General features: G+C 66.7%; 17 protein-coding genes. 7 read left to right on the top strand and 10 right to left on the bottom strand.

Annotated features, from left to right (window positions below):
- Positions 1–92: 92 nt before the first annotated feature.
- The 3 genes from AKJ09_RS33360 to AKJ09_RS33350 all read right to left on the bottom strand — a co-directional run bounded on the left by AKJ09_RS33360 (position 93) and on the right by AKJ09_RS33350 (position 3,189).
- Positions 93–1,142 carry a Spy/CpxP family protein refolding chaperone gene (locus AKJ09_RS33360; protein ID WP_169928072.1) on the bottom strand — a complete coding sequence of 350 codons (1,050 nt, stop codon included), beginning with the start codon at positions 1,140–1,142 and terminating at the stop codon, positions 93–95.
- A 142-nt stretch (positions 1,143–1,284) separates the two neighbouring features.
- Complete coding sequence (locus AKJ09_RS33355; RefSeq protein WP_146651895.1) at positions 1,285–2,232, bottom strand: hypothetical protein; 948 nt, start codon at positions 2,230–2,232, stop codon at positions 1,285–1,287.
- 51 nt (positions 2,233–2,283) lie between these two features.
- Entirely contained in the window at positions 2,284–3,189 is a 906-nt protein-coding gene (locus AKJ09_RS33350; protein WP_146651894.1) for a bile acid:sodium symporter family protein, read from the bottom strand.
- A gap of 153 nt (positions 3,190–3,342) precedes the next feature.
- Between AKJ09_RS33350 and AKJ09_RS33345 the strand changes: the two genes are divergently transcribed.
- Positions 3,343–4,263: a M48 family metalloprotease gene (locus tag AKJ09_RS33345; protein ID WP_146651893.1), complete on the top strand. Its 921-nt coding sequence runs from the start codon at positions 3,343–3,345 to the stop codon at positions 4,261–4,263.
- Between the two features lie 264 nt (positions 4,264–4,527).
- On the opposite strand, the gene AKJ09_RS33340 is transcribed toward AKJ09_RS33345, so the two are convergent.
- The 3 genes from AKJ09_RS33340 to AKJ09_RS33330 form a co-directional block, all read right to left on the bottom strand.
- Positions 4,528–5,739, bottom strand: coding sequence for an anaerobic sulfatase maturase (locus AKJ09_RS33340; RefSeq protein ID WP_146651892.1), 1,212 nt, complete (start codon positions 5,737–5,739; stop codon positions 4,528–4,530).
- A gap of 139 nt (positions 5,740–5,878) precedes the next feature.
- A complete protein-coding gene (locus AKJ09_RS33335; protein WP_146651891.1) occupies positions 5,879–9,775 on the bottom strand; it encodes a DEAD/DEAH box helicase in 3,897 nt (1,298 codons plus the stop codon).
- 87 nt (positions 9,776–9,862) lie between these two features.
- The gene (locus tag AKJ09_RS33330; protein WP_146651890.1) at positions 9,863–11,251 is read right to left on the bottom strand and encodes an FAD-binding oxidoreductase; all 1,389 of its coding nucleotides are present in this window, start codon (positions 11,249–11,251) and stop codon (positions 9,863–9,865) included.
- 146 nt (positions 11,252–11,397) lie between these two features.
- Between AKJ09_RS33330 and AKJ09_RS33325 the strand changes: the two genes are divergently transcribed.
- Both AKJ09_RS33325 and AKJ09_RS33320 read left to right on the top strand, forming a co-directional pair.
- Entirely contained in the window at positions 11,398–12,414 is a 1,017-nt protein-coding gene (locus tag AKJ09_RS33325; protein ID WP_146651889.1) for a pirin family protein, read from the top strand.
- A gap of 11 nt (positions 12,415–12,425) precedes the next feature.
- On the top strand, positions 12,426–13,226 hold the full coding sequence (locus AKJ09_RS33320) for a hypothetical protein (protein WP_146651888.1): 801 nt from the start codon (positions 12,426–12,428) through the stop codon (positions 13,224–13,226).
- On the opposite strand, the gene AKJ09_RS33315 is transcribed toward AKJ09_RS33320, so the two are convergent.
- Positions 13,192–13,602, bottom strand: coding sequence for a hypothetical protein (locus AKJ09_RS33315; protein ID WP_146651887.1), 411 nt, complete (start codon positions 13,600–13,602; stop codon positions 13,192–13,194). The two genes, AKJ09_RS33320 and AKJ09_RS33315, sit on opposite strands and share 35 nt — an antisense overlap.
- Complete coding sequence (locus AKJ09_RS33310) at positions 13,599–13,841, bottom strand: hypothetical protein (RefSeq protein WP_146651886.1); 243 nt, start codon at positions 13,839–13,841, stop codon at positions 13,599–13,601. The genes AKJ09_RS33315 and AKJ09_RS33310 overlap by 4 nt, the downstream gene beginning before the upstream one ends.
- Positions 13,842–14,153: 312 nt before the next feature.
- On the opposite strand from AKJ09_RS33310, the gene AKJ09_RS53480 reads away from it, so the two are divergent.
- The 4 genes from AKJ09_RS53480 to AKJ09_RS33300 all read left to right on the top strand — a co-directional run bounded on the left by AKJ09_RS53480 (position 14,154) and on the right by AKJ09_RS33300 (position 16,979).
- Positions 14,154–14,297: a hypothetical protein gene (locus AKJ09_RS53480; RefSeq protein ID WP_169928071.1), complete on the top strand. Its 144-nt coding sequence runs from the start codon at positions 14,154–14,156 to the stop codon at positions 14,295–14,297.
- 262 nt (positions 14,298–14,559) lie between these two features.
- Complete coding sequence (locus AKJ09_RS53475) at positions 14,560–15,897, top strand: hypothetical protein (protein WP_169928070.1); 1,338 nt, start codon at positions 14,560–14,562, stop codon at positions 15,895–15,897.
- An 11-nt stretch (positions 15,898–15,908) separates the two neighbouring features.
- Complete coding sequence (locus tag AKJ09_RS53470) at positions 15,909–16,475, top strand: class I SAM-dependent methyltransferase (protein ID WP_169928069.1); 567 nt, start codon at positions 15,909–15,911, stop codon at positions 16,473–16,475.
- Positions 16,476–16,721: 246 nt separating this feature from the next.
- Positions 16,722–16,979, top strand: a complete 258-nt coding sequence (locus AKJ09_RS33300; RefSeq protein WP_146651884.1) for a hypothetical protein — start codon at positions 16,722–16,724, stop codon at positions 16,977–16,979.
- 36 nt (positions 16,980–17,015) lie between these two features.
- Here AKJ09_RS33300 and AKJ09_RS33295 read toward each other — a convergent pair whose 3' ends face one another.
- Together AKJ09_RS33295 and AKJ09_RS33290 are read right to left on the bottom strand one after the other, a co-directional pair.
- Positions 17,016–17,516, bottom strand: coding sequence for a response regulator (locus AKJ09_RS33295; RefSeq protein WP_146651883.1), 501 nt, complete (start codon positions 17,514–17,516; stop codon positions 17,016–17,018).
- 161 nt (positions 17,517–17,677) lie between these two features.
- Entirely contained in the window at positions 17,678–18,712 is a 1,035-nt protein-coding gene (locus AKJ09_RS33290; RefSeq protein WP_205633877.1) for a hypothetical protein, read from the bottom strand.
- Between the last annotated feature and the right edge of the window lie 33 nt (positions 18,713–18,745).

Raw genomic sequence — 18,745 nt, 5'->3', positions numbered from 1 at the left:
CCGAAGGACGCAGCGCCCAGCGCGTGCGCGAACGCATCGCCTGAGGTGAAACTCACCGGGGCGTCTTCAGGCCCTCGGCGAGAGAGGAGCGATCAGTGCGCTTGCGGCGCCGGAGGTGCTCCCGGCGGCGGCGTCGGCTGGGGGCCTTCGCCCGGACGCTGCGGCATGCGCATGTTCGGCATTCCAGGCCGCATCATGCCCGGCCCCATCAGTCCCTGCGGGCCGCCCATCGCCGCCTGTCGGCTCAATTTGACGGAGAGCTTCTCGCGCTGATCGGGCTTGAGGATCGGTAGGAGCTGCGTGAGGAGCGTCACCTCCTGCTCGATGGGGACGCGGGCCTTCTTCGCGGCGGCAGCGCCATCGAACTGCGGAAGCTTCGTCGCGTCGAACGGATCCTTCTCGAAGGCGTCCACCACGGCTTCGTTCGTGGCGCGCATCTCCGCCGCCATGTCCGGCATCGTGGCGAGCCCGCCGTCCTTTGCGGCGTCTTTCGTGAAGATCGCTTCGAGGCTCTTCTTCTGCGTGTCGTCGAGCTCCGCGTCGCGCGAGTAGCGCTCCACCTTCTGCTTCGTGACCATCTCGCGCCTCTGCGCGTCGTCCTTCGGCGGCGGCATGTGCTTGTCCATTTCGGCAAGCTTGCCGCGCACGTCGTCGACGAGCGCCTTGCGCTGCGCCGGTTCGAGCGTCGCGTAGAGCGTGTTCAGCGCCGCAGCTTCCTGCTCCTTCTGCGCCGTCACGGCCTTGTCCATGGCCGTATAGGTGGGCGCGAGCTTCGCCTGCTCGATCTTGCCCGCCTTGACCTCGTTCGCGACCTCCACGTGGATCTCGCGCGCTTCCTTGCGCGGCTGGGGGATGGTCTGGAGCTGCTCTTCGAGCTTCGTGACGGCCGCCTTCTGCGTGTCGTTCAGCTCGAGCATCTTCGCTTCGTGGATCAGCATCCCCGCCGGCCCACCGCCGAGATTCAAGCCGCGGCGCGCAAGAGGATTCCCCGCATCCGGCGCGGCAGAGGCCGCGACGTTCGCGCTCGGCGCTGCGCCGGCGTCCGTCGCGGTCTCGTTCTGCTTCTTGCTGCAGCCGACCGTCGAACCGGCGAGCGAGACGAGCACGAGAATGGGGAGAAAGCTGATTCGGGCGCGATTCATCGTCGGACCTCCGAGGGGCAGCACCTTCGCACGGTAGCCACCGAGGTACCGCCAATTTCGCTCGAGCCCGATAAAATTTCGGACCGCCGGTAAAACCCCGCAGGAACGCATCGATCCCCGCGCCGCCCCGCCTTTCCGGGCGTCAGTTCGTAGGGGCCGCCGTCGACGAGGCCGCGCCGTGGAACGCCAGGTTCTTCACCCCCGGCGGTCCGTTCAGTTTGGTGACGGTCGAGAAGTTCGGCGAGGCGAACTGATAGACCTCGTCGCCTCCCGAAAAGGCCACGATCTTCCCGGCCCAGTGGGCAAGGCCCGTGATCGCCTCGTCCGCGTCTTGGATCACGGCGGTGGGCGTGCTGCTCGTGCGGAGGCCGGTCGAGAAATCGATCTCGAAGAGACAGTCACCGTGGTCGCAACCACTGCCGGTCGCGATGATGTAGCCCTTCGAACCGACGCTCACGACGTCACCGATGGCGAGACCGCTCGCGGCGGTGTTGGTGATGGTGACCATCGTGCCGAGCGCGGTGTCGATCCGAACGTAGTTGCCGTCGTCGTCGTAACCGACGAGCACCTCGGCGGCGACGTCGAGCGTTCCCTTGGGAGCGAAGGCTAGCGAACGGGGATACGTGCCGCTCGCTTGGTCGACAGTGTTGACCTTGGTGCAGACAGGGTCGGTCGGGTGCGGCTTCACGACGTAGAGAGCGCGACGACCATTGCCGACGCCGAAGAGCGCTCCCGATTCGTTCGCGGCGAGCTCGTCGAGCGTGGTCGGGCAGGACGTGAAGGGCAACGCTTCGGTCCACGTCCACACGAAGGTGGTGGGGACGTAGCTGAAGAATCGTTCGCCGACGGCGTACATGACCGGCGCCGGCGCCATCGCGTCGTCCGTGCCAGCGTCGTTCGCGTCGTTCGCATCGACGTCCGGCATGCTCCCGTCAGGCTGCGCCGTGCTGGAAGGCGGGAGTGACGCACCGGCTTCGGCGGACGGCGCTTGCTGCGTGGAGGGCGCGAATTCACCGCTCACCGACAAGCCGCACCCCGACAACGAGAGCGAGAACGAGAGCGATGCCAAGAGAGCAAAGGCCCGGCGCATGCGGGCGCAACTCTACCATCGCGCCGCTCGATCGTCTGTCGACGAGTCGCGTCAGCTGCTGTGGACGGTTCGACGACGCGAGGCAGGAATCCCCGCGTCCGTATCGCCCCTGCGGTCTGCCCGCCTCAGGGATGCAGTGATGCCCAATTGCACTCCTATCGAAACGACGGCGCGTACCAGAAAGAGCCCGATGACGACGACCGGGAGAAGCCGAGGCGCACCGGGGACCGAAGACACGAGGATCGTCGCGAGGCCCACGTTCGGCGGGTTGACCATGACGGCCAGCGTCCGCCGCACGGCGTGCGAGCGTCCTCCGATGAGCCACCCCGCCGCCGCGAGGATGAGCGACTGAACGACCGCGAGGACGGCGACCGTCCCACTCACGGCCAAGACGTCGCGCAGGTGCGGCAGCAGCAGGAACGCCACCAGCGCGGCGAGCGCGACGATGTTCACGACCTGGACGACCTTGCGGACCTTCAGCCCCCAGCTCGTCCGAGCGCGCACCAGCCTTCCGAGGATGAGCGGCGCGGCCTGCAGGAGAACGAGCTGAGCGACCAGCCTCGCGACCGGCACCGCGTTACGCGGGCCGGTGTACGAGATCAGCCACGATGCCGTCGGCGCGGCCGTCACCACCGTGATGCCACCGAGAAGGAACATGAGCACGATGGCGAGAGCCAGATCGCCGTCGACCTTGCACGCCGCGCGCGGAAAGATCGGCATCACGCCCACGACGGAGAGCACCAAGAGCGAGGTGGCCATGGGGCCCTTCAGGCCAGCCAGATGGACCAGCAGAAATGCCACGAGCGGGCTCACGACCAGCATGAGGACCACGCCACGCCAGATGTCGTGGCCGCGATGGGCCATCGCGTCGAGGTCGCCCCTCGTCGTCTGCAGCCCGGTCTGGAACATCATGGTGATGATGAACGTCGCGAAGGAGATGAGCGCGAGCGTCGACATGGATCACCCCTGTGGCAGAAGAACGACCAAGCAAAACCTGCGCACGCGAGGATCGTCGGCAACCGGGGCCGGAAGAGCACGACGCTCGATCGCACGTCCCGCGCATTCGCGCATTGACGGAGCAGTCCGAGATGCGGAGCTTGCAACACGCGCATGAGCACCGGGACATTCGCGCGACTGCGGACCGGAGCCGAATCGCGCGCCAGTGGCCGCGACGCGCTTGCCAACATGCTACGGCATCCGCTCGAACGACGAATCTACGTCGGATGCGTCATCCTCAACTTCGTGCTGCTCGGGCTCGGCATCCTCACGGTCGTCATCACGGCGGACGTCCTCGAAGCCCATCCCGGTCTCGGCAGGCTGGTGGGTCACCTCAAGTACCTCGTGATCGCGGCGATGATCGGCCTGCCCCTGGCCCCGCTCACGAGGCATCTCTCACTCTTTACCGCGCGTGGAAACGCCGTCCGGATCTCGGGCGACCAATTCCCTGAGCTCCACGCCATCGTGGCCGAGCACTGCCGTCGCCTCGAGATGAACGAACGCCCCGAGCTCTACGTGAGCGTCACGGCCGACGCGATGGTCTCCGTCTACTCCGCCGTGGGCTCCCCCTCGTGCGTCCTCCTCTCCGAGGAGTTCTTCGATCCGGAATGGCGGAAGAACCTCGACGCGATGTCCTTCGCCATCGGTTGGGGTCTCGGGGCGATCCGCCTGGGCCACACGCGCTTCCTCTCCGACGTGCTCACCGCATACATCGTCCACGTGCCGTTCCTGCGCAACCCGGTCTCCCTGGTACGAACGTACTCACGCGATCGCTGCGCAGCGTTCGTGGCGCCCGAAGGCGTGCGAGGCCTCGTGCTGCAGGCGGCCGGCAAGGACGTCCTCGCGGCGATGGATCCGGCGTCGTTCGTCGAACAGGCGATGCAGTTCGACGGACTCTGGGCGAAGCTCTCGCAACTGAGGCGACCGACGCCCCACGTGCTCGTTCGGATCAAGAGGCTCTACGAGACCGGCTTCTTCGACCTCGAGCATGATCGGACACGGTTCGCCGCTTCGCGCGGCACGCCCATTCCATGACGGCGCGTCAGCGACGACACGGGCACCAGCGTGCCTGACTCCGGTCACAGCCGCAGCTCCGCTCCGGCCGCTTCTGCGAAAGCGAGCTCGGCAGCGGAGGCCACGTGCACCTGCCACTCCCTCCCGGCGTGACGGGATCGGCGCCACGCGGTTCCGCCGGACGCTTGTGCGGGGCGGAGGCCAATCGATGAAATGCAGCCACGCCGGGAGAGTGAGTCCCTCTCCAATCGAGTCAATGCGACATGCCTCGTGCGTGCGACACGATTACGGCGGCACATCGTCGGGTCGGGTCGCTCGCCGCGCCCTCATGACCTCGGCCGGAGGACGTCCGCGCGTGAGGAGCTCGGTCATCTCCTTCATCGGACCGTCGACGTGGCGGAAGAATGCCTTGTAGCCGTCGCAGAGGTAGTTGAGCCCAGGCTCGCCGTCCGACGTCTCGATGAATCGATCTTTCGGACAGCCGCCGTGACAGGCGAAGCGCACGTCGCACTCGCGGCACTGCTTGGGCAGCGAGTCGAGCTTGTGGCGACCGAACTTCCGCTGCTGATCACCGTTCGCGAGAAGCGCCATGTGCCGCTTCTTGATGTTGCCGAGGCGGTGCTTCGGCTCGACGAAGTGATCGCACGAATACAAGTCTCCGTTGTGCTCGAGTGCCAGGGCATTTCCACACGTCTCGGAGAACACGCAAAGTCCGGTTGGCTGTTTGGCCCACGCCGCGAGCGCGACGTCGAACATCTGCACGAATACCGTCCCCACGTCGTGCAGGATCCACTCGTCGAAGACGCCGTTCAGAAAGGCGCCGAACTGGGCGCCCGTCACCGAGCGCTCGGTGACCTCGCTGCCCTCCTGGAAGCCCGTCGTGTTCTTGCGCTCGACGATCGGAATGAATTGGATGAAGCGCGCGTTCGCCTGGTCGCGCAAGAAGCGATAGACCTGCGCGGGGTGCCCGGCGTTGGCCGCGTGAACCGTGGTGAGCACGTTGACTTCGACGCGATGCTTCTGGAGAAGCGAGAGGCCGCGCATCACTTTGTCGAACGTGGGCTTGTCACCTTTGTCGACGCGATAGGCGTCGTGCATCTCGCGCGGCCCGTCGATGCTGAGGCCCACGAGGAAGTCGTTCTCGGCGAAGAACGTGCACCACTCGTCGTCGAGGAGCACGCCGTTGGTCTGCATCGTGTGGAGAACGCGTGTGCCCTGACGCTTCAGCGCGTTCGCGCGGGAGGCGGCACGACGGAAAAAGTCGAGCCCCATCAGCGTGGGCTCCCCGCCCTGCCACGCGATGTTGATCTCGGGCCCCATCTGCGAATCGAGATACTGCGCGAGGTACGTCTCGAGCAGCTCGTCGCTCATTCGGAAGGAAGAGCCCGGATAGAGATCTTCTTTGGAGAGAAAGAAGCAATAGCGGCAATTCAAATTGCAGATGGCGCCGGTCGGCTTCGCAAGCAGGTGGAATGCGGATCGCCCGGTTAGGCTCATGTTCTTCGAAAGCTTGATACGGCCGCGCTCCGGTTCAAGGTGGCGCACCGTCGCGTCAGTCGCGGTCGAGCGCGATGGAGCGCGATCACGAAACGAGACCGTGCCGGCGACCAAAGCCGACGCTAGCTACGGTCCACGCTCACGCCACCAGAACGACGCCACGTGTGGTCGGAGCGACGCGGGGTTCGGGCGTGAGGATCCCGCGGAAGTTCAGCGGGTCTCCGGCCGACACCTCGACCGGCGCCGAGACGCCACGCCGCCGAATCGATCGCAAGAGCGGAATCGCTTCGGGAAGCGCGTACTGCTCGCCGTCGAAACCCGCCACGAAACGACCGCCGCGAATCTCTCCACGTGCCTCGAGGGTGCGGTAAACACGGAGGAGGTCGCGCCACATCACCGGCATTTTCTCGCGCGCGGTGGTCTTTCGAAAGACCACGCCGGTCCGCCGCAGAAGCTGTCTGGCGACGGCTTCGAGGGCCTCGGAGGAGTACTGAGCCGTCGTGACGCCCGCGTCGGACGCTGGCCTCAACAGGCTCCAGCGCCCGGCCGCTGCACCGGCCATTTTCTTCTTCGCCGCCGGCAGCACGAGCGCTCGGAGCGCGCCGAAGGCATCACACGTGGCGGCGCCCGTGGCCGCGAGCTCGGCTAGCCCAACGTCGATCTCGCTCGCGGGGAGCCCGGTCGCTCGGGTGATCTCGTGGGGGAACATGGCGCCGCGCATCGCGATCGCGTCGCGAATACGTACGGCAGGAGGGTCGAGGCCCGCGGCGTCGTAAGGCTGAGCGAGGCGCGTCCACGTCTCGAGGTCCTCGCGCGGCACGAGGCACATCGGCGTGGTGCGAATCGCGGTGGCTCCACTGCCCCAGAGCCTGCCCCACGCCACCTCCCCCGAGAGTGTGAGCAGATCGAGCCACTCACGCTTGTATCCGCGCACGCGTCGCGGAAGGACGGTCTGCTCCCAGGCCACGGCCGGAACTTCGAAGCCCGCGAGCTGCTGCACCACCTCGGCCACACCCCGCGGACCTTCGAGACGATGCTCTTCGTCCACGTGCTGGAACGCCGCGAGGAAGCGCACGAACTCCGCGGCCGACACGGGTTCGATCTCCTTGCGCAGGCGATCGAGCGTATAGCGATGAATGCGTGCGAGCAGACGACGGCTGCACCACCCGGCTCGGCCCTCGAAGCGGCCACGCACGGCAACGCCCTCCGCTTCGAGGGCGAGCAGCGTCGGATCGTCGCTGAAAATCGGGCCGAGGGCCTCGAGACGGCCGCGCATGATCTCCTTCGGATCGCGCGTGGCTTCGACCGAGAACCATCGATCGCCTTCGAGCACTACGCGACCGGCGGCCCGCAGCTCGTCGATCCACGGCTGCCATGGAGCAGCCTCTTCGCGGGTCACGTAACCCATCCAACCGAGGGCCTCGTGCACCTCTTCGGCGTTCGTCGGCTCGGGCCACGCCTCGGCGCGCACGCGTGCGATCGCCTCGGGGTCGAGCGCACCGAGGTCGTCAGCCTTGTCGGCGTTGAAGGTCCGACGCGTGATGACGGCCTGCGTGCGGCGCTCCTCGAGCGGAGCGTCGTCGAGGAACGTGTAGGGCTGCGCCGCCAGGATGCCGTGCGCGAAAACGGAAGGCTCGACCGTGTCGATGGCGTGCCTGGCGATACGTCCGTCGCGGAGGCCGCGGAGGACGTCGAGGAAGCCTTCGATGTCCATCGCTTCGTTGAGGCAGTCTTCGACGGTCTGACGAACGATGGGGTGGTCCATCGGCACGTCGATGTCGCCGGGCGGAAGCGTCTCGGGACAGGCGATGGCAGCAGGAAAGCTCGAGGCGAGGAGATCTTCTGCGCGCATGCGCAGAAGCTGGGGAGGAACGCGCTTGCCGCCTCGGGCGCGCTCGAGCATGAGCGAGCGCGAAGCGTTCCAGCGCCATCGCGTCGCGAACATCGGGGCATCGAGCAGCGCCTGCACGAGCAGGTCGCGCGCCGTGTTGGGATGCAGGTAGTCGAAGACCTCTTCGAGTGGGAAGCTGTGCTGCAGCCCGAGCGAGAAGACGATGGCCTCGTCGTTCGCCGCCGCCTGGAGCTCGAAGCCGAATCCTCGGCAGAAGCGCTTTCGCAGCGTGAGGCCCCACGCGCGGTTGATGCGGCCGCCGAAGGGCGCGTGCAGCACCACCTGCATGCCGCCGCTCTCGTCGAAGAAGCGCTCGATGACGACGTGCTTCTGCGTGGGCACCACGCCGAGGCCCTTCCGCCCAGCCTCGATGTACTCGCGGAGCTGGACCGCGACGGCCTCTTCGGTGGAGGTGGGCACGAGGGACTTGGGCGTCGTCTCCAGAGCGACGCGTTCGCGGACGCGACCGATCGCATCGGACAGCTCCTGCGTTCGCGCCGGGGCTTCGCCGAGCCAGAACGGAATGGTGGGCGGCGCGCCATTCGCGTCGGCCACGCGCACGATGCCGGGCTCCACCTTGAGGATGCGCCACGACGTGGTGCCGAGCTGGAAGATGTCGCCTTGGGCGGACTCGATCGCGAAGTCCTCGTTGAGCGTGCCGATGAACGTGCTCTCGGGCTCGAGCAAGACGCGGTAGTCCGCGGTGTCGGGAATCGCACCGCCACCGGTGATGGCCGTCAGGCGCGCGCGCTTGGTGGCGCGGACCTTTCCTCCGACGCCGTCACGGTGCAAGAGCGCCGCCCGCCCCTGGGCGTGGAGCTTCACCACCTCGTCGAATTCGGCACGCGTCACGTCCCGGTACGGCCACGCCTTCGTGAGCCGCTCGTAGAGCTCGCGTTCGCTCCACGTCTCGGTCACGCACGCGGCCACCACTTGCTGCGCGAGAATGTCGAGCGGCGCGCCGGGTTGGGGCGTCCGATCGAGAATGCCCTCGCGGACGGCTTCGACCAGCGCCTGCGCTTCGACGAGCTCGTCGCGCGTGAGCGGGAAAATGCGTCCTTTCGGAACGCGCCCCACGCCGTGACCGGCGCGACCGATGCGCTGGAGCAGGGTGGCGATCGAACGCGAGGCGCCGAACTGGAGAACGAGGTCGACGTCGCCGATGTCGATGCCGAGCTCGAGCGACGCCGTGGCCACGAGCGCTCGAAGCTGACCTTTCTTGAGGCGCGTCTCGGCATCGAGACGTCGTTCGGCAGAGAGGCTTCCGTGGTGGCAGGTGACGGCGTCTTCACCGAGAAGCGGCGCGAGGCGTGCGGCGATGCGCTCGGCCATGCGGCGCGTGTTGACGAAGAGAAGCGTAGTCCGATGTTCGCGAACGAGATCGGCCGCGCGCGTGTAGATCTCTTCCCAGACCTCGTGCGAGCACACGGCCGAGAGCGGCGACGGCGGCACTTCGATCGCGAGGTCGATCGTCCGGAGGTGCCCGGTGTCGACGAGCGCACACGGGCGATCCTTGCCGACCAGAAAGCGCGCCATGTCCTCGAGCGGCTTTTGGGTCGCCGACAGACCGATGCGCTGGAAGGGGCTCTGGACGAGCGCCACGAGCCGCTCGAGCGAAAGCGCGAGATGCGAACCACGCTTGTCGCGGGCGAGCGCATGGATCTCGTCGATGATCACCGTCCGCACGGTGGAGAGCACGCGTCGCCCGCCGTCGCTCGTCAGCATGATGTAGAGCGACTCGGGCGTGGTGACGAGGATGTGGGGCGGCTTCTTCGAGGTCGAGGCGCGCGTCTTGGCGTTCGTGTCGCCCGTACGCACGACGACCTCGACGTCGGGCAGCGACGGATCGAGCCGGCGGATCTCCTCGAGAGGCTTGTCGAGGTTCTTCTGGATGTCGCTGGCGAGGGCCTTCAGCGGCGAGACGTAGAGCACGCGCGTCTCGTCGGGCAGCGGCCCGCTCGACAGCAGCGAATCGATGGCCGAGAGGAACGCCGCGAGCGTCTTGCCGGAGCCGGTCGGCGCGGCGATCAGCGTATGGCGCCCCTCGCGGATGTTCGCCCAGCCCTCGCGCTGCGCACGGGTGGGCTCACCGACGGACTCGGAGAACCAACGGCGAACGGCCGGATGGAAGGGCGTGAGCGGCATGACGGCGCAATCGAGTCTACTCCGTCGGAGACCGTCGCGCCCGTCGTGGTCGCGGTCAGCGTCGCGGTCACGGTCGCGCTCTCGGCGCTAGCTGTCGAGGCCGCGCGAGACGCGACACATCTTCACGTAGAGATCGCGGAATACGTTGTCCGGGTCGACGACGCGTTTGACGGCGTCGTAGTTCGGTTTGTTCCAGATCCGCCAGAAGACGTCTTCGTCGTAGTAGTTGTACGAGATCAGGGTCTTGAGCCCCTGTACCTCGAGAAGCTCCGCCTCGAGCTCCTTGTAGTGGTTGCGGCCCCCCTGCTGCTTCATCCCGTAGATGGCGATGTCGAGGAAGAGCTCGTCCTTCAGACCTCGGAAGTAGCCGTCGGCGATCCACTCGTAGTCGCGCACGCGCCGGTAGGGCACGCACCAGAGCGGATAGTGGCCGAGCGTCTTTTCGTACCAGCCCATGAAGTCGTCGACCTTCGAGAACGGGATGAAGAGGTCGACGGTCACTTCGGGTTTGTTCGCCGGGAGCAAGTGGCGAAGCGTCGACGCCAGCCGCAGCAGCTCGTTCGAGTGCATGAATCGCCCGAACAAGAGGCGCCCGACCGCCGACTTCGGATGAACGTTCGTGACGCCGTTGTCGTAGCGGAAGAAGTAGTCCGGCGTCCGCAAATAGTCCTCGCGTCGCTCCGCCGTGCTCTTGAAGTAGATCTTCATCCAGTCGTAGCGGTTCGTGTACGGCACCTCGTCGATGAACCGGCCGAGGCTCAGCACGTAGTGCGTCGGCGAGTGGATGATGCCGTCCATGAAGTCCACGTCCTTGGCCACGAAGTGCCGGTGGATCGCGGCCTTGTATTGCGAGAGCGAGCGGAAGTGATCGTACGTCATACGCACGTAGGGCTTCGCGGGCACGAGCTTGAACTTCAGCTTCGAGAGCACGCCGAGCGTGCCGAACGACCCGTGCATCATCTGGAACACGAGCCAGTTCTCGTTGTCCGGAGTGCACTTCAGAACGTCACCCTTCGCCGTGATGACTTCGTACTCCACGCAGGTGTCGTGGAAACCGCCGTAGCGGAACGACATCGACTCGAGGGAACAGCCGGAGACGGCGCCGCCGACGGTGATCGTCCGCAGCTCGGGCACCACGATGGGCACGAGCCCCCAAGGCAACGTTCGTCGAACGAGCTCGGTGAAGGTGACGCCGGGTTCGGCCGTGCACGTGCGGCCGTGCGGATCGATCTCGATGATCTCGTCGAGGTCACGCAGGTCGATCTTGTCGTCGGTGTAGCGCTTGTCGTCCCTCTTCGGGACCTGATGCGAAACGGCCTTCTTGAGGAAGGACACCGGGCGGCCGCTCGTGTGGGCGCGAAGCTGTCGCACGACGCGCGCGATCTTGTCGTCGTGGCGCTCGAGCGCACGGCGCGTGTCGACGGGCCTCGGACGCACCCAGGCCGGCACGCGCGGCGACGAGATGAGCGGGTTCATGGAAACGCGACCATTGCAACCGACGAGCCTCGGCAGCATCGGACCCCTGCCCCGTTTTCGACGCGTCGCGCATGTGGCGAAGCGCACCGCGCGCACGTTTGCCCGGGCCCCGCGCCGAAGATCGCAATCGATGCTATCGAAGGGGGATGGCGAACGACGTCGTGCTCAGCGTCCGGCAGCTCGGGTTCCCCTGGGAGACGGAAGATCCCTTCCTCTTTTGCGTCCACCACGACGACGCGTATCCAGCCGGCAACGAAAAGCTCGGCCCTGCCGCGTCGCTTGCCGGCCGACGCATCGGCCAGGATTTCGAGGGCAAAGACGGCTGGCGCATGTACCACGGCGACGTGGTGCCTGGGTTTCCGCAGCATCCTCACCGCGGCTTCGAGACCGTGACCGTCGTGCGTCGCGGCTTCATCGACCATTCGGACTCGCTCGGAGCAACCGCGCGCTTCGGCCACGGCGACGTGCAATGGCTCACCGCCGGCGCGGGCGTCGTGCACTCCGAGATGTTCCCGCTCGTGAACGCGGCGGCCCCGAATCCGCTCGAGCTCTTCCAGATCTGGCTCAACCTTCCGAGCGCCGACAAGATGGCCGAGCCGCACTTCGCCATGCTTTGGGGCGAAGACATCCCGCGGCGCACCTTCGAGGACGCAAGCGGCAAGAAGACCGAGCTCGCGATTGTGGCTGGGCCTTTCGATGGGATGACGCCCCCTTCCCCGCCCCCGAAGTCGTGGGCGGCTCGTCCGGAGGCCCACGTCGCGATCTGGACCATCAAGATGGAGCCCGGCGCGAAGTGGACGCTGCCCGCCGGCCCGAAGGACGTGAACCGCACGCTCTACTTCTTCCGCGGCTCGTCGGTCGCGATTGCCGACGGTCTGCTCGATCAGCGTGCGGCGGTGAAGGTCGTCAGCGACGCCGACGTGCCGCTCGAAGCCGGAGACGACGAGGTCGAGCTCTTGATGCTCCAGGGCAAGCCCATCTCCGAACAGGTGGTCCAGTACGGGCCGTTCGTCATGAACTCCCGCGCGCAGGTCGAGGAAGCCTTCGCCGATTACCGGCGCACGCAGTTCGGCGGCTGGCCGTGGCCGAGCGACGGCCCCGTTCACCCCAAGGAAGCAGGGCGTTTCGCGAAGCACGCCGACGGCAAAGTCGAAACGAGGTAGAGTCGCGCGCGATGGCGAAAGACCCGCGTGCGACCTTCACGATTCGGACCGTCGACCAGCTCACGATCGAGGGCGAAAAGTCGTTCCGGCACGTCGGCCTCTACGCCGATCTGAAGGACGTCCTCGCGCGCGCCAAGTATCCGTTCCGCGTCCTGCCCGAGGCTTCCGAGGGGCGCCTGGACCGCGCGCTGCTCCTGAACCTCACGTTCTGGAGCGCGGACAGCGGCGGAGACATTCTCACGAGAGACGAGATCGATGCCGACGTGGTCTGCCACGCTGCTTGGCATCATCTCGCAGCGCGCGCGTTCGGCGGTACGGGCGAGAAGCCTTCGGTCGATTCGCTCTTCCTCGGCGAAGCGATCGCGAGCGCATTCGACGTGTACCTCGTCGGCCGCCTCCTCGGCCACTCGCCGGACGCCAGCTTCCTCGAGACGCAGGTGCCGGCCATGGCCGACGCGACCGACGCGGCGGGGATGAGCGAAGAGGACTTCGAGGCCATGCTGCAGAGCATTGCCGACGATCCCGATCGCGCCTTCGAAGATCTGCGGCAGCTCCTCGTCGACGCGACCACGAAGCTCTTCGCCTGCCGCACGGCCGAGGAAGGCTACGCCGCGCTCACCTCGTTCGACGGGCACCGCTTCGCCGCGTTGCTCCACCGCTACGAGCTCTCGAACTGGGTTCTCTACGCGCGGGCCTATGCCGGCAACCAGGGCGACGACGCGCGCGTTCGCACGGTCGACAAGACTCTTCGCGCCCACGAGGCGTCGCTCGACTGGCTCACGGAGAACTGGGTTCTCCCCGCGATCGCTTGAAGGCCCGCCCCAGGTGGGCGAGCGCTCCGGCCACGGTGGTCGCGAGCGCGCAGAGGGCCTCGGCGTCGCTCGTCTCGTAGACGAGGAAGTCCTTCGCGATGACGTCGTAGCGCGCGAGGTGACGCACGTGCCTCAGCGAAGCGCCGTCGTCGAGAGTGAGCGCGCCGACGTCGACGACGCGCTCCGAGGCCTCGAGCGGTCCGCCGAAGCGCTGCATCACGGCCGCCACGGCACCGCTCGGAAGCGCGAGCTCCCCTTCGTCGTCGACGAGCACCACGTTCGCGCCATCCGAACGCAGGAACACGCCACCAAGCTCGCCCGAGGGCTTGGTGAACTCGTGGATCTTGAGGCCGCCGTCGGACATCGAGAACGTCATCGGCGAAGCCGGTTCACCACGTAGTAGCCCATCGCGCCGACGAGGATCACGATCATCATCGCGCCCGACGCCGTCGATGCGCCGCGCGAACGACGGCCGCCGTGTTCGCGGATCGCCGGGCCGCGAGCGGGGCGATCGCCGGGCTCTGCGAAGCCTGCGTCGTCGGCCGCGCTCGCGAACGTGCGTCCCGCGAGCAGCGAAGCCATCAAGCTGAATACGAAGACGAAGCGACGGAGCACGGCTCCACGGTACCGCACTACAGCGCAACTCAGTTGCGCTGATGGCTCAGTCAAACGGAGTTCGCGACAGACTTGCGCAAAGGACCGTGGATTTCGGGGCCCTCGCCCTGTCGTGGGCCCCGAAGTCCACGGGCCATGCAAGTGGTCGCCGCAGTAGAGCGCCCGAGACGACGAGCCTCTGCGACGCCCCCCACGATCGCCCACGGTTCACGTGCGAGACGTCAGGCACGACTTAACGATCGAGCAACCACGCGGCTCGACGTTGACGTCGTCGGACGACCGCGAACTCAACCCCAACGAAGGAAGTGTCTCATGGGCGACAAATCTCCGAAGGCCAAGCAGCGCATGAAGAAGCAAGACGTGCGCATGAAGAGCGAGAAGAAGGCGGCGCACGACGCGAAGACACCGCGTCCGCAAATGCCGTCCGAACCGCCTCCTCCGCCGAAGGGTGCTTGATGACGTGATGCGAGCGGGGCGGGTGCGGGTGCGGGGCGGGTCAAGTGGGTCCCCGTGAACCCCCGCCCCCTCGCTACATCTCATTCGTGTCCCAAGCCTGGTCCAAGGCTCAGCTCAGCAGAACACCACGAGCATAAAGGGACTGCAATGCTAGAGTCGGCCACGCCCGGTCGTAGACCTTGGTGAGTTTCCGTAGAAGCTCCCGAAGCTCCGCAGCTTCGTCACCCGCAGGTCACACGATCTGGGCAAGAGGATTGGGCCGATGCGCGTTGTTTCAGCCTCCACCGGATCCGCGATTGCCAGCACAGTTCGTAACGCCGTTTGGGGCCCCTCGGCCTGGCGGCGAGGCGCAAGCGCCGCCGTGTGCATTGCCCTGCTCGCCTCTGCGGCGACCGCGTGCGGCACCAAGATCGATCGGTCGATGCCCGACGACCCGAACGTCCAGACGGGTGAGTCGGAGGTCAATGGCCCCGACCCCGACCTGAGCAACGGCGGCTTCGGTGACCCCGATGCCGCGCCGCTCGACGCGGGCAACACGGACTCCTCGTTCGAGACCTGCGCGGCCACCGCCGTCGAGGCAACCCGCGAACGCCTGCCGGTCGACATCATCTGGGTCGTCGACAACTCGTCGAGCATGGCGCCGGCCGTCGCCGCCGTGCAGGCGGGCCTCAACGACTTCGCGACCCTCATCGCGAGCAAGGGCATCGACTACAAGGTCATCATGCTCTCTAAGAAGGGCGCGACGGCCACCAGCAGCCTCTATCCGGTCTGCATCCCGCCCCCGCTCGGCACCGCCAATTGCGGAAACTCGCCGACGTTCTTCCACGCCTCGCTGAACGTCAAGAGCACCCAGCCGCTCGAGCAATTCCTCGGCACGCTCGACCAGACCAAAGGTTATACGACCACCGACTCCTATGGGAGCGAACCGTGGTCCCAGGAGCTCCGTGCAGGGGCCACGAAGACGATCGTGGTCGTCACCGATGACAACTCGCGCTTCTCGGCCACGGACTTCGAGACCTTCCCCGGCGGAGCGAACCCCAGCGCCAGCTCGAGGATGCTTCCGCCAGGTATCCTCGATCCGTCCCGCGGCAACCAGTTCGCCGGCTACACCTTCGACGCGATCTATGGCTGGGGCTCGGCCACCGACCCCGGCGTCACGTGCACGTATACGGGCGGCACGACGAAGCCCGCGTCTTCCGGCCCAACCTACACCACGCTCGTGACCAAGACCGGCGGCGTGCGCGCGAAGATCTGCGACACCGCTACCGCCTGGAAGCCGTTCTTCGACGCCGTCGCGCAATCGGTCGTCTCGACGTCGCGCGTCGCCTGCGAGCTCGACATTCCGGCGCCCGACGGGGGCACACTCGACCCCAACTCCGTCAACGTCCGCATGGACGACGGGACGGGCGCCCCGGTGACGCCCCCGCGCGTGAGCTCTGCCGCCGACTGCGCCAGCGCCGATGGCTGGTACTACGACGACCCGGCGGCCCCGAAGAAGGTCCTGCTCTGCCCGACCTCCTGCGAAAACGCGCAGTCGAAGGGCGGCCAGAACGCGCCGAAGGTCGAAGTCCTCTTCGGCTGCGTCAGCATCGTCCGCTAAGTTCAGGCCCTGTGAAGGGCATCGACGGATTCTTCTCCGAATACGAGGGTCGCTGGTACGCGCGGTTCGCACGCGGGCTGCGCGGCGGCACCTTCGTCGAGGTTGGCTCGTGGAAGGGCCGTAGCACGTCGTTCATCGGCGCCATCTGCAACGCCAATGGCACGCGCCTCGTGTGCATCGATCACTGGCTCGGATCGAACGACATGCTTGCTGCGCGCTACGCGGCAACGCTCGCCGTCGAAGACGTGCAGGCGACCTTCCGACGCAACATGGCCGACCTCGGCATCACCGTCGAGGTCCTCGCCGAGCCCTCGACCGTCGCGGCCTCTCGTTTCGAGCCGGCGTCGGTCGATCGCGTGTTCCTCGATGGGAGTCACGACGGGCCGAGCGTGACCGACGATCTCGTCGTCTGGATGGACCGCTTGAAGCCCGAGGGCATCCTCGCCGGTCACGACTACGACGACAAACACGCGGAGCTTTGCGCCGCCGTCGACGCGTTCGCGGCGGAGCGCGCTCTCGTCGTGCGGCGAGGTCCCCGCTCCGTCTATTGGCTCGAAGGCCGACGTCCCGAAGCCTGACGATTCTTCCTTCAGGTCGAGCCTCGGCAGCCGTTCCGAGAGACGTGGAGCAGGCCGACGAACGAGACGACGTTCCCGACTCGACCATCGAGGTGTTCGAGGGCGAATACGAGATCGTCCCGAGCGTGCCGCCTCGCGCGATCGTACCTCCGCCGCTGCCCGTGCAGGCCCGACCTCGGCACTCGGAGACCGCGCGCGCAGGCAGTCGAGGTGCCATGGGGCAAGGGAATTGCACCAGGGCGCCTCATGGGAACCGATCCGATCAACAAGAACCTGATCCGCGAGTCCATCCTCGAGCTTCTCTCCGACGAGGAGAACGCCCGCGTCGCGCGTGCCGAGGGTGAAGACCTGATCGAAGGTGACGAGTACATCGACCTGTCGGACGTCGCGAGCGGCGTTCACCAGGTGCACGCGGAAGACGCGAAGTCGCCGTTCGAATCGGTCCTCCCGCGGAGCGCGGTTTCGCCCGAAACCTGGTCGCGCATCGTCGCGCGAATCGGCTGAGCGCCCTCGGCCAGGCGAGGACGCGAGGGTGCTCGGTCAGCTGGCTGGTGCGGAGTTGCCGCGCGCGACGAACCCGTTGACCACGTCGCGCAGGGCGTCGAGCGAGACAGGCTTGTCGAGCTTCGGATTGTCGACCGACGCGAGGAAGGCCACGGTCTTCGGCTCGACCGCCCCGCCCGACACGAACACCACACGGTTGGCTTGGTCCGCGTCGACGTGCACGAGCCGCTCGTAGAACTCCGGCCCGCTGAGCCGGGGCATGATCACGTCGAGCACGATGACGTCGAAGCGCGCGCCGTCGGCGAGCATCGCGAGAGCCTGCGCGGCCGACGCTGGAGCTTCGACGTCGTGTTCAGGCAAGAGCAGGCGGCGCACCGCTTGGGCGATCATGGGCTCGTCGTCGACGACGAGAACACGCCCCCTGCGCAGCGCTCCGCTCAACTCGCACGGCGCAACGACGGCTATCGCGGGATCACTACGAAGATCCCGCACGGCCTTGTCGCTCCCCGACCCCACCGGGCGACCATTTCCCGTCATCGAACGATGATCTTATGCCGTCACGAACCAACTGTCCCGTACGACGATGCTGATTTCCAAATGGCCGTCGGCCGGACTGGCACGTCGACCGGCTCGAACGATGACCGGCCCATCGCTCGACCAGCACTGGCACCGACGCGCACCGACGCGCACCGTACTCGCTATTCGTACATGACGTACTCCGGCTCCGGTTTGAGCGAGAGCACTTCCTTCGGCGTCATCAAACGCCCGCCATTGCTCGTGTCTTCCTCGAAGAACAGCTTGAAGCCGGCGTGGACTCCAACGGTCATGCTCTTCAAAAGGTGATTGTAGGTGGCAATCTTCGGCCCCTTCGGTCCGAGGCCATCGACGCTCTTGATCACGACCACCCCGGGCGCGGGCTTCACGACCGACTCGTCCTTCAGGACATACGAATTCACCTGGTGGAAAACGAGCACCTTCTCCGGCAGGTCGTTTTCTTTGACGATGCCAGCCAGGTATTCGGCGACCTCGTTCACGGTCGCTCCGGTGGTCTGGCCATAATAGACCCCAGGCTTCTGTTTGGGCTTCATCGCCCATTCAGGGTCGAGCGCAACTCCGACGTCCGGCTCGCGCAGGTACTTCTCGAAGTACTTTACTTCGGTCATGAAATCCGAGTGGCCAGGCTGGACGTTGAGGAGCAGTAGCGCCTTCGCGGCCCGCGCCGCCGCGAGGTACTCGTCGACCACCGCTTCCGACACGCGGCGGCGGTATTTGCCGTCCGCCCCGGGAGCTCCCTGGACGACCACGGCGATGAGCTCGAAGAGAGGCAGAACCTTGCGGTTTTGCGCGTACTTCTTGGCGTAGCCGTCGATCTCGGCGGCCCGCGCGGAGAGCTTGCCCGCGAGTTTGCCGAGCGCGGGGGCACCGGGCGTTCCACAGAATCCGACGAGGCGATGGTCCGGAAAGATCTCTCGACCACCGCGCGGCAACTCGAGGCGTGGTGGGGCCGGCGCAGGTGGCGACGGATCGGCGGTCGCCGCTGGCGACGCACTGGCGATCGTCGGACCGGTAGGTCCGCTCGTACCGGCTGCGGCGACCGGCAGCGCGGCGACCGTGGAGCTGGCGGACGACGCGTTGGGTGCATCGCCAACCCCGCGACTTCGCATGCAACCGCCGAGTGCCCCCACCACCCCCCCGACCACCGCGACGCCCGCGACGAGATGAAAAAGCCGCACGGCCACATTATGCCCCGAGGGGGATGCGTTGGG

Origin of the sequence: Labilithrix luteola (assembly GCF_001263205.1) — a bacterium.
Taxonomy (GTDB): Bacteria; Myxococcota_A; Polyangia; order Polyangiales; family Polyangiaceae; genus Labilithrix; species Labilithrix luteola.
Note: the sequence above shows the minus strand (reverse complement) of the source record. Positions and strands in the feature narration are given on the sequence as shown.

Excerpts from the sequence above, each read along its gene's own strand:
- AKJ09_RS33325 (WP_146651889.1), top strand. The coding sequence starts at position 11,398 with ATGGCGAACGACGTCGTGCTCAGCGTCCGGCAGCTCGGGTTCCCCTGG.
- AKJ09_RS53475 (WP_169928070.1), top strand. The coding sequence starts at position 14,560 with ATGCGCGTTGTTTCAGCCTCCACCGGATCCGCGATTGCCAGCACAGTT.
- AKJ09_RS33350 (WP_146651894.1), bottom strand. The coding sequence starts at position 3,189 with ATGTCGACGCTCGCGCTCATCTCCTTCGCGACGTTCATCATCACCATG.
- AKJ09_RS33330 (WP_146651890.1), bottom strand. The coding sequence starts at position 11,251 with ATGAACCCGCTCATCTCGTCGCCGCGCGTGCCGGCCTGGGTGCGTCCG.
- AKJ09_RS33340 (WP_146651892.1), bottom strand. The coding sequence starts at position 5,739 with ATGAGCCTAACCGGGCGATCCGCATTCCACCTGCTTGCGAAGCCGACC.
- AKJ09_RS33335 (WP_146651891.1), bottom strand. The coding sequence starts at position 9,775 with ATGCCGCTCACGCCCTTCCATCCGGCCGTTCGCCGTTGGTTCTCCGAG.
- AKJ09_RS33355 (WP_146651895.1), bottom strand. The coding sequence starts at position 2,232 with ATGCGCCGGGCCTTTGCTCTCTTGGCATCGCTCTCGTTCTCGCTCTCG.
- AKJ09_RS33315 (WP_146651887.1), bottom strand. The coding sequence starts at position 13,602 with ATGACGTTCTCGATGTCCGACGGCGGCCTCAAGATCCACGAGTTCACC.
- AKJ09_RS33345 (WP_146651893.1), top strand. The coding sequence starts at position 3,343 with ATGAGCACCGGGACATTCGCGCGACTGCGGACCGGAGCCGAATCGCGC.
- AKJ09_RS33300 (WP_146651884.1), top strand. The coding sequence starts at position 16,722 with ATGGGAACCGATCCGATCAACAAGAACCTGATCCGCGAGTCCATCCTC.
- AKJ09_RS33295 (WP_146651883.1), bottom strand. The coding sequence starts at position 17,516 with ATGACGGGAAATGGTCGCCCGGTGGGGTCGGGGAGCGACAAGGCCGTG.
- AKJ09_RS33320 (WP_146651888.1), top strand. The coding sequence starts at position 12,426 with ATGGCGAAAGACCCGCGTGCGACCTTCACGATTCGGACCGTCGACCAG.
- AKJ09_RS53480 (WP_169928071.1), top strand. The coding sequence starts at position 14,154 with ATGGGCGACAAATCTCCGAAGGCCAAGCAGCGCATGAAGAAGCAAGAC.
- AKJ09_RS33360 (WP_169928072.1), bottom strand. The coding sequence starts at position 1,142 with ATGAATCGCGCCCGAATCAGCTTTCTCCCCATTCTCGTGCTCGTCTCG.